This window comes from Streptomyces sp. NPDC056296, from assembly GCF_042268605.1.
GTDB lineage: Bacteria > Actinomycetota > Actinomycetes > Streptomycetales > Streptomycetaceae > Streptomyces.
The window spans coordinates 98352-110988 of sequence record NZ_JBHJRX010000031.1; the positions used below are offsets into that span (position 1 = coordinate 98352).

The window sequence follows — 12637 nt, forward strand, 5'->3', positions numbered from 1 at the left end:
ACCCTCCGCACCCAGAGCCACCAACGGGCCCATTAACCCCCCTCCCCCCCCCCCCGGGCCCGCCATAACGGCGCGTTATGAGAAGTCGGGATTGGTGGCCCCGAAACCGCGCCGGACATGCTGAGCGGCGCCCCCACACATCAACACGCGCCCCCACGCGTGTCGTCGGAATCGAGGAGCCTTGCGCATATCCAGACTCGTCCCCACCTTGATGGCCGCTCTCGTGGCAGCCCTGCTGTCCGCCCTCACGCTCGCGCCGAGCGCCTCGGCGGCGGAGCCCCGGCCCGGTGACGGCGGCCCCCAGCCGATCATCGGCGGCGGCTACGCACAGAACGCCCCCTGGGCGGCCCGGCTGTTCTCCAACGGAACCCAGACCTGCTCGTCGACCATCATCTCCCCCACCTGGATCCTGACCGCCAAGCACTGCGTGAGCGGCGGAAACCTCTCCTTCCGTATCGGCAGCCTCGACCAGAGCTCCGGCGGCACCGTGGCGAGCGGCGTCCAGACCGTCACCCACTCCTCGTCGGACCTCGCGCTGGTCCGGCTCGACCGCTCCGTGTCCGCCTCCTACGCACAGCTCGGGCAGCCGGGCACGGTGCGGGTGGGCCAGGGCGTGCAGGTCTACGGCTGGGGCGCCACCTCCCGGTGCGGCTCGGAGATCAACTGCCAGTCGCGGTACCTGAAGGTCGCCAACCTGACCGTCACCCGCGGGTGCTACGACGCCTACTACGGTCAGGCGATCTGCGCCCGCCCCGGTGACGGCATCACCGCGGGCGGCGACTCCGGCGGCCCGATGATGGCCGGCGGCGTCCAGGTGGGCGTCGCCTCGACCAGCGACCGGCAGAGCACCACCGCGTACACCAACGTGACCGCCTACCGCTCGTGGATCCAGTCGGTGGCGGGCGTCTGACCGTCTCCGCCGTGGAGCGGGCCGGGCCGTCCAGGAAACGGACGGCCCGGCAGGCGCGTGGTGGAGGCATCTACCGTTCACCGTGAACGATCGGTGTCCCGCGCGAAGGAGCTCCGGTATGGCCGGGCAGACAGTCAAGTCACTGGTGGACGAGTGCGAGGCGGCCGTCCTGCGGCTTCGGGACGTGAGCGTCCGCCGCCACACGACGGACCAGGTGATCCTCGACGGCGTCGACTGGACGGTCCGGCCGGGAGAGCACTGGGCCCTGCTGGGGGCCAACGGCGCCGGGAAGACCACCCTGCTGCGGCTGCTCGGCGCGCTCATGCACCCCACGACCGGCACCGTCGAGGTCCTCGGCAGCCGGCTCGGACGGGTGGACGTCCGTGAGCTCCGGGCACGCATCGGCCATGTCGGCTCCGCCCAGCGGGTGCCGCAGGACCTCACCACCCACGCGGTCGTACTCACCGGCCACAGTGGCACCGTGCAGCCCCTGTGGCGGACGTACGACGACGAGGTCCGGCTCCGGGCCCACGACCTGCTCGTCGAACTCGGTGTCAAGGAACTGGCCGACCGACCGTACGGTGTCTGCTCGGGCGGGCAGCGGGCCCGCGTCCTCATCGCCAGGGCGCTGATGGCCGACCCGGCCCTGCTGCTCCTGGACGAGCCGTTCAACGCCCTGGACCTGCCGTCCCGCGAGGATCTCGTCGAGGCCATGCACCAACTGGCCGAGGGGCGCCGGCAACTGGCCACCGTGACGGTCACCCACCATCTGGAGGAGTTGTTCCCGGCCGTCAGCCACGGCCTGCTGCTGCGGGAGGGCAGGGTCCTGTCCCAGGGGGTCGTGGACGGTGTCCTGACCGACTCCCTCCTGACCGCCTGCTTCGGCCGCGACATCACGGTGTCCAGGCGCGACGGCCGCTGGTCGGCCTACTCCGGCCGCCGAAGCCACGCCTAGTTGCGCCGCTCCAACGAAACTGGCCAGCGGCGCCGGCGCTGCTCGGCCTCTCGGTCCCGGTGTCCGTCGCCGGGGCGGTGCTCCTCAGCACGGAACTGGCTCGCCTCCACGAACTCGCCGCCCAGGACAAGGGCCAGGCGGACGCGTAGCCCCTCGCGCGGGGGAATCGGTGCGAGGGCGGCCCCGGACGCATCGGCTCTGGACGTCCGGGACCGCCCCTCGGCTCCCCCGCCGGGAACTGCCCGCCCGCCCGCCGGTGAAAACGGGCGGCGGGGGGGGAAGGCACAAGTGCACGCCCACGGGTTACCCCGGTCAACACGGCGATGCCGTCGAGGTGGGAGGTCGTCCCGTCCGCGCTGCCGACTCGTTCACGGGGCATGCGCACGGGGGGAGGAACTCCACCTCGCCCGTCCCGCCCCGACACGAGGAGCAGCCGCATCGTGGGAACCGCCGTCCACGTCCCGCAGACCCGGGACATGCTCGGAGACGAACTCTCCGGTGACGAAGCCCTGACCGCCCTGCGCCGGTACGGCGGCCTGCGGTTGCTCACCGACTCCTTCACCAGGTTCCGCTACGCGGACGGCTTCACCAACGCGCGGGCCCTCGCCTTCCAGGTGGTGATCGGCCTGGTCCCGTTCACCATCGTGCTCGTGGGCCTCGCCACGTCGGTGCACACCGAGGGCGTGGGCCGGATCATCGAGCTCACCCTCGGCCGGATCGTGCCGGGCGCCAGCGCCGACGTCGTGGAGAAGGCGTTCGAGGGCACCCGGCGCAGCGCCGACAGCGACGCGTGGAGCACCCTCGCACTGTGGCTCGGCCTGGCGTTCGCCGTACTGAACCTCGCTTCTGCCATGGGCCAGATCGAGCGGGGCGCCAACCGCATCTACGGCATCGAGCGCGACCGTCCCCTCCCCCGCAAGTACGCGAGGGCGCTGCTGCTCGCGCTCACCGCGGGCCTGCCCATGGTGCTCGGGTTCCTCGTGCTCGTCGCCGGTGAGGCCGTCGGGGACGCCGTGGCCCGCTCCGTCGGCGACCGGGACGGCGGCACCGGGTGGTGGGGCGTGCTGGAGGTGCCGGCGGGGCTGCTGCTGGCCTGGGTCGCCTCGGCGGTGATCCTGCGCTGGTCGCCCCGCCGCGACCAGCCCGGCTACACCTGGCTGGCCTTCGGCTCGGCGGTCCACCTCGTGCTGTGGCTCTCGGCGACCTGGCTGCTCGCGCTGTACGTCGGGCACAGCGGCGCCTTCGGTGCCGTCTACGGTCCGCTGACCGCCTTCATCGCGCTGCTGCTGTGGGCGAACCTCACCGCCGTGGCGCTCTTCCTCGGCATCGCGTTCGCCGCGCAGCTGGAAGCGGCCCGGGCCGGCATCCGTACGCCGGTGCGGCCGGATCCCGGGCCGGGAGACTGACGGTCCCGTCGTGACGGCCGGGGCGCCCGGCGAAGCCGGGCCTGGACTACGCCGCGTCACGGGGCGGAGTCAGCGCCCAGCGGATTCCCGCGGTCACGGCCACGCCGAGCGGGCGTACGCACACGCCCTCGGCCGGGGGAACGCGCGGCAGCCACAGGGCGCGCGAGGCCCAGCCCGGCAGGAGCGAGACCGCGTTGGCGGCGATGACCGCGTACGGGAGGCGCGCGAGCAGCGGCACGGGCGGATTGAGCAGCAGGAACCGCGCGGTGCTCCGCGCCTCGCCGGTCGCGCGCAGTTCGCCGCGATAGGCGGCCAGCCGCTCCGTGAGTCCGGCGCGGTCCACGGGCGGGTCGGGGACGCCGAGCGCGGTGGCGATGCGCGCCGCGTCGGCCACGTACGCGTCGCACTCGTCGTCGTCGAGGGGCCGGGCGCCGTAGCGCTGGTGGGCGCGCAGGAAACTGTCGACCTCGGCGACGTGCACCCAGCACAGCAGGTGCGGATCCGCGGCGGCGTAGGCCTGCCCCTCGGAGGTGGTGCCGCGCACGCTGTCGTGGACGGCCCGTACCCGCTCGCAGGCCTCCTGTGCGCTGTCGGCCGGTCCGTAGGTGGTGACGGCCAGAAAGGTGCTGGTCCGCTGCAGCCGGCCCCAGGGGTCGCCGCGGAACCCGGAGTGCGCGGCGACGGCCGCCATGGCCAGGGGGTGGAGGGACTGGAGCAGCAGGGCGGTCAGGCCCCCGATGAACATCGAGGCGTCCCCGTGCACCCGCCTGATCGGCCGCTTGGGGCCGAACCAGCGTGGGCCCGGTGCGTCGTGGATGCGGGCACGGTTTCCGGGCCCCTCCGGCCCCGCCACCCTGGAGAAGATCATGTCGCCGAGCCGTGCGCGCGGGTCGGGACGGCTGTTCCCGGGGAGAAGTCCCATGGCTGCCGAGCCCTCCTTCACCCTGGTGCGGACGGGCGGCTCACATGACTACTTCTGCCCGGGTCTGCCGGGCGGGAACGTCAGGCGCAGCCCCAGGCCGACATTCCCTGAAGACGGGCGAGGCGCTTGGCCACGGCGATCTGCTCCCCTCGGGTGGCGAGATCGGCGCGCGGGGCGTACTTGAGGCCACCGGCGGCGATCCAGCTCGACCGCGCGAACTGCAGGCCGCCGTAGTAGCCGTTGCCTGTGTTCGCCTTCCAGTTGCCGCCGGATTCGCACGCGGCGATGGCGTCCCAGTCGGTACGCAGGGGGACCGACGGCGAGGCCGCCGCTTCGGTGGTCGTACCCAGTGCGGTCGCGGCGAACAGGACCACCACTGCGGTCCGGATCCTGCGGCCCTGCGAACTGCGCACGTCGCTCTTATGAGCATTTCGTCTACAGATCATACAGAGACTGTTACACCACGTGACGGCGAGGTCGCGCGCCGACCGCCGCCTCCTTACGCCGGTCGGAGCACACGATCCACCGCCCTCGTCGGCCCCTCGCGCCCTACCCGCCCGGCGTCGACGACCGTATGGGACGCGGGCTGTCCACCACCGCCTCGGAGGCGAGGTAGTCCGGGACCGCCTCCGGGTCGACGAGGCGGTTGAGGCGGCTGGGGACGTCGAAGCCGATCAGCAGGATCACGACGAGGGTCAGCGAGAAGGTCAGCACCGCGAGCGACTGCCCCAGGGACATGGTCGACGCCAGCCTGGCCCCGAGCACCGGGGCGACGGCGCCGCCCAACGCTCCGACGTTGTAGGTGAAGCCCAGGGAGGCCGCCCGGGACTCGGTCGGGAAGTGCCCGGCGATGAACTTGGGCAGCAGCCCCGAGATGCCCTGCATACAGGCGAGCATGAGGAAGAGCAGGATGCCCAGCCCGATCTGGCTGTCCCGGATCGCGAAGACGGGGAAGACGAAGGCGACGCCGATCAGCAGGGTGCAGGCGTAGGCCCTGCGCGTACCGAACCGGTCGCCGAGGAAGCCGGTGACGATGCAGCCCGCCATCGTGCCGAACCCGGCGTAGTAGAGCGCGTCGCTGACCTGCGCGGGGGTGAAGCCGAGCTCGGTCTTGAGGTACGTGGGCAGCAGGGCCTGGACCGGCCAGCTGTAGAGGAAGGCGCAGAAGACGGTGACGCAGAGCGCGACGAACAGCAGCCACCGCTTGCGTCCGCCCAACTGCACGGCGAACGCGATCAGACAGGCCGCCGCGGCGACCGAGAGGACGGGCACCGCCCCCGCGCCGAGCGGGGTGAACACCGCGAAGAGCGATCCGGTGGCGACGACGGCGAGCACCGTGTTGACCGTGGCCCGGCGCGGTCCGGCGAACAGCGGCCGGAACGGGTTCGGCCGTTCACCGGTGGCCCCCACCCGCGCCTCCCAGTCGTCCGCCTCGGGCAGCGCGCGCCGCACCCAGAGCGCGACGACCACGGGGAACAGGCCGATGTAGAACAGCCAGCGCCAGCCGTGTCCCGGCACCACGTGCTCGTAGACCTCGGCCGCCAGTACGCCGCCCAGCGAGAAGCCGGAGATGAGGAATCCCGAGGCACGGTTGCGCAGCCGGGCGGGCCAGCTCTCCAGGACGTAGGTGGCGCTGGCGCTGTACTCGCCGGCCATGCCCATGCCGATCAGCAGTCGGGCGGTGAACAGGCTGGTGTAGTCCCAGGCGAAGCCGCAGGCGAAGGTGCCGATCGAGTACAGCAGGATGCTGGCCACCATGGCGCTCTTGCGGCCGAAGCGGTCGCCGAGCGCGCCCAGCACGGCGCCGCCGAGCCAGCGGGTGATGAAGGCTCCGGAGACCAGGCTCGCGGACTCGACGGTCGAGAGTCCGAAGTCGTCGGCGATCTCGGTCAGCACCAGCGTGATCAGGACGAAGTCGAAGCCGTCGAGGAGGTAGCCGATCCAGGCGGCGAAGAACGACTTCCACTTCTCCCTGGAGATCTCGCGGTACCAGGGCAGGGCGGTCGGGGTGGTGCGCGCAGATGACATGACGGATCCAATGCGGGTGGGGAGACGCCCGTCGGGCTGGAGGGGCGGGGCCGGGGGCGGGTCGGTCTCCCCCGGCCGGGCCCCGGTGTCACAGGAGGCCGGCCTCGGCCAGCCGGCCGCGGATCCGGACCAGGGCCGCCTCGTCGAGCGGTACCTGCGGTGCCGCGGTGGCCGCGCAGTCGATGTGGCCGAGCAGGCGGGCGGCGGCCTTGAAGGCGCCGAGCGCTGCGGAGCTGGGGCCCATCAGGGCCGGATCGCCCGCCTCGGTGAGGGCGAACAGGAGGGCGAGCCGGTCCTGTTCGGCCCTGGCGGCGGCCCAGTCGCCGGCGCGGGCGGCCTCGTAGAGCCGTACGTAGCCGTGGGCGTCGACGTTGCCCAGGCCGGGCACCACTCCGTCGGCGCCCGCGAGCAGCGCGCAGTCGACGGTGAGTTCGGAGCCGGTGAGCACCGAGAAGTGGGGCGTGTGCCGGCGCAGTTCGACCAGGAGGCGGCGCAGGGAGCCCTCGTCGCCGCTGGAGTCCTTGAGCCCGGCGAGGGTGCCGTCGCCGGCCAGGTCGAGCACCACGTCGCGGGGCAGCTTGGTGTGCACGGCGACCGGGATGTCGTAGGCGAACAGCGGCAGGTCGGCGCCCGCGCGGATCCGCCGGAAATGGTCGGCGATCTCGACGGGGTGCGTGCGGGTGTAGAAGGGCGCCGTGGCCACGAGCGCGTCGGCGCCTGCCCGTGCGGCGTCGGCCGCCCGGTCCAGTACCCGGGCGGTGGTCGTGTCGATGATCCCGGCGAGTACGGGCACGCGGCCCGCCGCGGTGTCCACGGCCGCTTCGAGGGCGGTCAGCCGTTGGGCGTCCGTGAGGTAGGCGGCCTCGCCGCTGGATCCCAGCAGGAACAGGCCGTGCACACCGGCCGAGATCAGGTGTTCGGTGAGCCGGCGCACCGAGGCGGTGTCCACCTCCCCTGCCGTGGTGAGGGGGGTGATGACCGGGGGGACGACGCCTCGCAGCGGCGCGGGGAAGGGCATGCGGTACTCCAGGTCGTGCTGTTTCCGCCGCCCCGGACGGTGGCGGGCAGCACCTCGCCTCCCACCCGGGGAATCCGGACGTAGGATGTCCTACGTCCTGTTAGAGTGACACACGGCAGCGCAGGGGATGTCAAGGGTCGAGAGGGGACGGCACATGCGATCGGTCGCCGCGGACGCCGAGGAGAAGATCAAGGACCTGATCGTCGAGCAGGGCCTCGGCCCCGGTGATCCGCTCCCGACCGAGACCGAGCTGATGGAGAGCTTCGGCGTCAGCCGGAACTCCCTGCGCGAGGCGCTCAAGTCCCTCCAGGCCATGCACATCGTCGAGATCAGGCGCGGCTTCGGGACCTACGTCGGCACCATGTCGCTGGAGCCGATGACCGAGGCCATGGCGTTCCGCACCGTGGTCGGGCATCGCCGTGGCCAGGGGAGCCTGCTCGAACTGCTGCAACTGCGCGAGGCGCTGGAGGCGGGGCTCATGCACCGGCTGGCGGGCCGGCTGCCCGACGAGGACCTGGCCGAACTGGACGCCCTGGTGACGACGATGCACACGGAGGTGCACGAGGCGGGCGAGATCGCGGCCCGGACCGACCGCGCCTTCCACCGGGTCCTCCACCGTTCGCTCGACAACGAACTGCTCAGCGAACTCCTCGACGCCTTCTGGAGCGCGTTCCACCGGGTGCGCGCGCAGGGCCTGGGCACGGCCGCCGACGGCGAGGAGCTGGCCCGGATGCACGCCAGGATCGTCGACGCCGTCCGGGCGGGTGACGCGGAGGCCGCGGAGACGGCCGTGCACCGGCATTTCGACGACATCCGCAGCCGACTGTCGCGGCACTGAGCGCACGGCACCCCTCGTTCGTGTGAAGAAACGCGACGGCGTCCGCCAGTCGGGTGAGAGGCGGGCGGGTGCGTCCCGGCGCGCCCTTACGGTTTCGCGGTGACCTCGATCTCAACTGACACGCGCCCCCTGCGAACCGCCGAGCTCGGCACGCTCGTCATCATGTCCTGGAGCCGTGAGACCCCCGACGGCGACGTCCCCTTCCTCCTCGCCTGCTCCCTCGGCGACGGCGAGGGCGGCCCGGAGGCGTCCCCGGCGGCCGTCGAACGGCTGTTGCGGCACTCCGGGCTCTCCGTCGGCGACCGTGTCCTCGACGCGACGCGCCTGCCGAATCTGCCGGTCGGCCTGCTGGTCGTACCGGGCGCGGCGGCGCTCACCATGCCGGGCGTCAACGCCCAGTTCGTCCCCACGCCTCAGTGGCGGACGGCTGTCGACAAGCGCGGGTACGCCTGCCTGATCTTCACCACGCGCCCCTGGTCCGGTGGCGAGCCGGGCGACGGCGAGGCGGTCGCCGCCTTCGCGAACGACGAGGCCACGCTCACGTCGGCCGCGCAGGTCATCGTGCCCGCGCGCAGCCTCCGGAGCTGACGGGACGGGCAGCGGCGGGCGAACCGGTCAGCGGGGCGCGGCCGTGCCGTCGGCACAGGGCCGCGTGCCCGCCGTCGGCGGATCGCCTCACGTCCACAACTCGCCGCTGTCGCACAGCCGGGCGCCCATGTTCCGCTGCATCATGCGCAGCGCGGCATCCGCGAGGTCGGCGTGGATGTGGGCGACCGCGTCGCGCGGAACGATGACCTGCAGGTGGCGGATGTGGGCGTCGAGCGCCGAGTAGAGCACACACTGTTCGGTCACCTGCCCGCACAGCACGAGCCGGTCGATCCCCTGCTGGTGGAGCAGATACGTCAACGGGGTCTCGTAGAAGATCGAGTGGCGCGCCTTGACCACGAAGAGGGAGGCGTCGTCGGGACGCAGTGGCTCGACGAGGCGGGCGTGCGGTCCCGAGAGGGCCTTGTCGAGGATCTCACCGTGGTGCGAACGCCACTCGCCGAAGTTGTCGTTGACGTAGATCACGGGGACGCCCTGCCGCCGCGCCCGCTCCAGCAGGCCGGTCTGCGCCGGCAGCACGGATTCCACGGCGGGAATCAGCGAGTCGGCGTCCTCGTGATCGTAGGTGTTGATCATGTCGATGACGATCAGCGCGGTGTTGCCCATGCTGCCCAGGTTGCCACTGGGCGGCGGGAAATCCGCCCTTCCCCGGCCGACGGCGGGGCGGTGAGGGCAGGGAAGATCACTGGGAGCAGCGGTCCGAGGGTTCCGTCGCTTCCTCCACGAGGTCGTTCAGTGCCCAGGGCGCCGGCCCCAGTCCCTCGCTCCAGTCGCGCAGTTGGCTCTCGTTCACGCAGAGTATTCCGCACTGCTCGGCGTACTCGGCGGCCGGAGCGGTGAAGTCGCTGCTGGTGACGAGGACCGCGACGTCGGCCTCGTGGACGGTGAAGCAGGTACCGCCGAAGCGCTGGAGGTCCTGGGAGCCGACCTTGTTCCCGTCGCCGTAGTACTTGCACTGGATGACGACGCGGCGGCCGTCGGGTGCCACCGCCACCACATCCGCGCCGAGGTCGCCCGCTCCGCCCACGACCTCCACCTCGGCGCAGCCGTCCCGCACGCAGAGATCGGCTATCGCCTGCTCGAACTCGTCGGGGCTGAGTTCCTCGTGGTCGACGGCCGCCTCCGCGGCGGGCTCCTCGTGGTCGACGACCGGCTCCATGGCGGGCTCCTCGATGACGTGCGCCCCACGAGTCGGCGCGGCCGTCGGCTTCTCCAGGGCGTCGAGGGTGGTGGCCGTGGCCGCCTCCAGGGCTCCCGTGGCCCGGCGGACCAGCCTCCTCGGGGAGAACCCGGCCCTCCCGCGCACCCAGACGATGCCCGCCACCACTCCCCCGAGCACCAGGACGACGGCCCAGGCGGGACGCCGCTCCGCGACGTCGAGCGCCATCCGCACGAGCCATCCCACGACGATCAGGGCGACGGCGGCGAGCCCGAAGAGCACGGCCGTCGCGCGAAGGTCGAAGCGGCGCCCGGGGCGTCGCGGGCGTATGCGGCGTTCAGGCACGGTCACGTTGGTCATTCCTCCCTGCGGCCGACATGAAGATCACTTACGCCGTCTGCCCAAGAACCACCGGTTCACCGTCCGTTCATGACACGCCGTCGGATGGCTTATCCCTCCCGTGCGCGAATCTTTCGGGCATAACGTGCGGAATATGAAGAAATGCCATGTCGTGTACCTGGTGTGCACCGCAGCGATGATCGGAACGGGGCTCGGTGCGGCCCCGGCGTCCGCCGGCCACATGACCCACGTGGTCCACCCCGGCGAATCGATCCAGAAGGCAGTGGACGCTGCCGACCCCGGCGACACCGTTCTCGTCACCCCCGGCACCTACCACGAGAGCGTCAAGGTGAGCACGGCCGGGCTCACCCTGCGCGGCGTGGGCCGCGGCACGGTCATCAAGCCGAGCACGGAGAAGGCCACCGACAACACCTGTGCCGAGGGCGGCAACGGCATCTGCGTGATCGGGACGAAGGACGAGAACGTCAAGGGCATCACCGTCGCCAACCTGACGGTGACCGGCTTCAAGCGCACCGGCCTGTTCTCGATGGCCACCGACGGGCTCACCGTGCGGAACGTGACGGCGGTGAAGAACGGCGTCTGGGGCATCGCCCAGGAGCGGTCGATCCACGGCACCTTCCGGGACAACACCGCCCGCGACAACGGCGACGCCGGCATCTTCCTCGCCAACACCGTCAAGACCGAGGAAGGCGCCGCGGACACCCAGGGCACGGTCGTCGAGCACAACCGGCTCGAGGGCAACCGGATCGGCGTCACCGTCCGGCGCCTGCGCAACCTCGCCGTCGCGGACAACTACATCGGCGGCAACTGCGCCGGCGTGTTCGTCGTCGGCGACGAGAACAAGCCCATGGCCGGCGACCTGGTCGTGCGCGACAACTACGTCGTGCGCAACAACAAGTCCTGCCCGAAGACCGACCGGCTGGAGGCGCTCCAGGGTTCGGGCATCGTGCTGACCGGCGTCGAGAAGGTCCTGGTCGCCGACAACACGGTCGAGGGCAACGCCGGCAAGTCGTCGATGTCGGGCGGCATCGTCCTGGCCAAGAGCATGGTGGGCGCCGGCAACTCGAAGAACGAGGTCAACGGCAACAGGCTGCGCGACAACTCCCCCGCCGACCTCGTCCACGCCGGGACCGGGGACACCGCCAAGACCAACACCTTCGAAGGCAACACCTGCGGGGCCTCCAAGCCCGCGGGACTGTGCTGACCGGTCGGCCGCAGCCACCCGTGGACCGTAGTGGACCGAAGTAGGAAGGAAAGCGGCACATGACGACCGCACAGACTGCCCCACCCCCGCCCATGCGGCTGAGGGAGCTCGTGTTCGGGGCGGCATGTGCCGCCGCCCTCCGCGCGGCCGCCCGGCTCGGCGTCGCCGACGCGCTCGGCGACACCCCCATGGCCGTGGAGGACCTCGCGGCCTCGGTGAAGACCGAACCCAGGCCGCTGCGCCGGCTGCTGCGTGCCCTGACCTGCTACGGCGTCTTCGCCGAGCGGAAGGACGGGACCTTCGCGCACACCGACATGTCCCTGCTGCTGCGCGAGGACGACCCGCACAGCCTGCGCTACATCACGCTGTGGTGCACCGAGCCGTGGACCTGGGACGCGTGGCCCCAGCTCGACGAGGCGGTGCGTACCGGCCACAACGTCGTCGAGGGCCTGTACGGCAAGGAGTTCTTCACCTACCTCAACGAGGACGCTCCCGAGTCGGCCGAGGTCTTCAACCGCGCCATGACCACCTCCAGCCGGCAGTCCGCGCAGGACGTCGCGGCCCTCCTCGACCTGTCGGGGAGCACGTCGGTCGCGGACATCGGCGGTGGCCAGGGGCACGTGGTGGCGAGCCTGCTGGAGAAGTACCCGTCGATGCACGGCACCCTGCTCGACCTGCCACGGGTGGTGGAGAACGCCGACCCGCGGCTGCGCGAGGGCGGATCGCTCGCGGACCGGGTGCGGATCGTGCCGGGCGACTGCCGGGTGGCCGTCCCCGTCCAGGCCGATGTCTACATCATCAAGAACATCCTGGAGTGGGACGACGACAGCACCGCCCGTGCCCTGCGGGGCGTCATGGCGGCGGGCGGGCCCGGGGCCCGGGTCGTGGTCATCGAGAACCTCGTCGACGACACGCCCTCGATGCGGTTCAGCACCGCCATGGACCTGCTGCTGCTGCTCAACGTCGGCGGCGCCAAGCACACCACCGACAGCATGGTCGGCCGGCTGACCGACGCGGGCCTCGTCATCGACGACATCCGTCCGGTCAGCCCCTATCTGCACGCGTTCGACTGCACCGTGCCCGAGTGAACTGACCGGGAGACGCGGCACGTCGGGCGGCGGAAAGAGAGAGGGGGGTCTGGGGGCTAAGTGTGGTCCCTGGAAGGGGAGGGGCCTGCGAAAAAACAGGGGGGGGGGGTGGGGGGGTCCCCCCATGCGCCCCCTAAGAAAGG

13 protein-coding genes are annotated in these 12637 nt (G+C 71.7%); 7 read left to right on the forward strand and 6 right to left on the reverse strand.

What is annotated here, in order from left to right:
• The first annotated feature begins 181 nt into the window (after nt 1-181).
• From ACFCZF_RS23215 to ACFCZF_RS23225, 3 genes are all read left to right on the forward strand, one after another.
• The gene (locus tag ACFCZF_RS23215; RefSeq protein ID WP_376673271.1) at nt 182-910 is read left to right on the forward strand and encodes a trypsin-like serine protease; all 729 of its coding nucleotides are present in this window, start codon (nt 182-184) and stop codon (nt 908-910) included.
• A gap of 118 nt (nt 911-1028) precedes the next feature.
• Nucleotides 1029-1865, forward strand: a complete 837-nt coding sequence (locus ACFCZF_RS23220; RefSeq protein ID WP_376673272.1) for an ABC transporter ATP-binding protein — start codon at nt 1029-1031, stop codon at nt 1863-1865.
• Between the two features lie 440 nt (nt 1866-2305).
• A complete protein-coding gene (locus ACFCZF_RS23225) occupies nt 2306-3271 on the forward strand; it encodes a YihY/virulence factor BrkB family protein (RefSeq protein WP_376673273.1) in 966 nt (321 codons plus the stop codon).
• 46 nt (nt 3272-3317) lie between these two features.
• On the opposite strand, the gene ACFCZF_RS23230 is transcribed toward ACFCZF_RS23225, so the two are convergent.
• The 4 genes from ACFCZF_RS23230 to ACFCZF_RS23245 form a co-directional block, all read right to left on the reverse strand.
• Complete coding sequence (locus ACFCZF_RS23230) at nt 3318-4193, reverse strand: oxygenase MpaB family protein (RefSeq protein ID WP_376673274.1); 876 nt, start codon at nt 4191-4193, stop codon at nt 3318-3320.
• A gap of 80 nt (nt 4194-4273) precedes the next feature.
• A complete protein-coding gene (locus ACFCZF_RS23235; RefSeq protein WP_375916731.1) occupies nt 4274-4639 on the reverse strand; it encodes a transglycosylase family protein in 366 nt (121 codons plus the stop codon).
• A gap of 103 nt (nt 4640-4742) precedes the next feature.
• Nucleotides 4743-6221 carry a sialate:H+ symport family MFS transporter gene (locus ACFCZF_RS23240; RefSeq protein ID WP_376673275.1) on the reverse strand — a complete coding sequence of 493 codons (1479 nt, stop codon included), beginning with the start codon at nt 6219-6221 and terminating at the stop codon, nt 4743-4745.
• A gap of 88 nt (nt 6222-6309) precedes the next feature.
• Nucleotides 6310-7239 carry a dihydrodipicolinate synthase family protein gene (locus tag ACFCZF_RS23245; protein ID WP_376673276.1) on the reverse strand — a complete coding sequence of 310 codons (930 nt, stop codon included), beginning with the start codon at nt 7237-7239 and terminating at the stop codon, nt 6310-6312.
• Between the two features lie 154 nt (nt 7240-7393).
• Between ACFCZF_RS23245 and ACFCZF_RS23250 the strand changes: the two genes are divergently transcribed.
• Nucleotides 7394-8077, forward strand: a complete 684-nt coding sequence (locus ACFCZF_RS23250) for a FadR/GntR family transcriptional regulator (RefSeq protein ID WP_376673277.1) — start codon at nt 7394-7396, stop codon at nt 8075-8077.
• 99 nt (nt 8078-8176) lie between these two features.
• Nucleotides 8177-8665 (forward strand): DUF5949 family protein, encoded by a 489-nt coding sequence (locus ACFCZF_RS23255; RefSeq protein ID WP_375916743.1) that lies wholly within the window; start codon nt 8177-8179, stop codon nt 8663-8665.
• Between the two features lie 87 nt (nt 8666-8752).
• On the opposite strand, the gene ACFCZF_RS23260 is transcribed toward ACFCZF_RS23255, so the two are convergent.
• Nucleotides 8753-9289, reverse strand: coding sequence for an isochorismatase family cysteine hydrolase (locus ACFCZF_RS23260; protein ID WP_375916746.1), 537 nt, complete (start codon nt 9287-9289; stop codon nt 8753-8755).
• Between the two features lie 76 nt (nt 9290-9365).
• Nucleotides 9366-10193, reverse strand: a complete 828-nt coding sequence (locus ACFCZF_RS23265; protein WP_376673278.1) for a restriction endonuclease — start codon at nt 10191-10193, stop codon at nt 9366-9368.
• A 142-nt stretch (nt 10194-10335) separates the two neighbouring features.
• Here ACFCZF_RS23265 and ACFCZF_RS23270 point away from each other — a divergent pair, with 142 nt between their 5' ends.
• Complete coding sequence (locus tag ACFCZF_RS23270; protein ID WP_376673279.1) at nt 10336-11406, forward strand: nitrous oxide reductase family maturation protein NosD; 1071 nt, start codon at nt 10336-10338, stop codon at nt 11404-11406.
• 59 nt (nt 11407-11465) lie between these two features.
• Entirely contained in the window at nt 11466-12494 is a 1029-nt protein-coding gene (locus ACFCZF_RS23275; protein ID WP_376673280.1) for a methyltransferase, read from the forward strand.
• The last annotated feature ends 143 nt before the right edge of the window (nt 12495-12637 follow it).

Coding starts and splice junctions, on each gene's coding strand:
- ACFCZF_RS23270 (WP_376673279.1), top strand. CDS start 10,336: ATGAAGAAATGCCATGTCGTGTACCTGGTGTGCACCGCAGCGATGATC.
- ACFCZF_RS23235 (WP_375916731.1), bottom strand. CDS start 4,639: ATGATCTGTAGACGAAATGCTCATAAGAGCGACGTGCGCAGTTCGCAG.
- ACFCZF_RS23220 (WP_376673272.1), top strand. CDS start 1,029: ATGGCCGGGCAGACAGTCAAGTCACTGGTGGACGAGTGCGAGGCGGCC.
- ACFCZF_RS23275 (WP_376673280.1), top strand. CDS start 11,466: ATGACGACCGCACAGACTGCCCCACCCCCGCCCATGCGGCTGAGGGAG.
- ACFCZF_RS23240 (WP_376673275.1), bottom strand. CDS start 6,221: ATGTCATCTGCGCGCACCACCCCGACCGCCCTGCCCTGGTACCGCGAG.
- ACFCZF_RS23245 (WP_376673276.1), bottom strand. CDS start 7,239: ATGCCCTTCCCCGCGCCGCTGCGAGGCGTCGTCCCCCCGGTCATCACC.
- ACFCZF_RS23250 (WP_376673277.1), top strand. CDS start 7,394: ATGCGATCGGTCGCCGCGGACGCCGAGGAGAAGATCAAGGACCTGATC.
- ACFCZF_RS23260 (WP_375916746.1), bottom strand. CDS start 9,289: ATGGGCAACACCGCGCTGATCGTCATCGACATGATCAACACCTACGAT.
- ACFCZF_RS23230 (WP_376673274.1), bottom strand. CDS start 4,193: ATGGGACTTCTCCCCGGGAACAGCCGTCCCGACCCGCGCGCACGGCTC.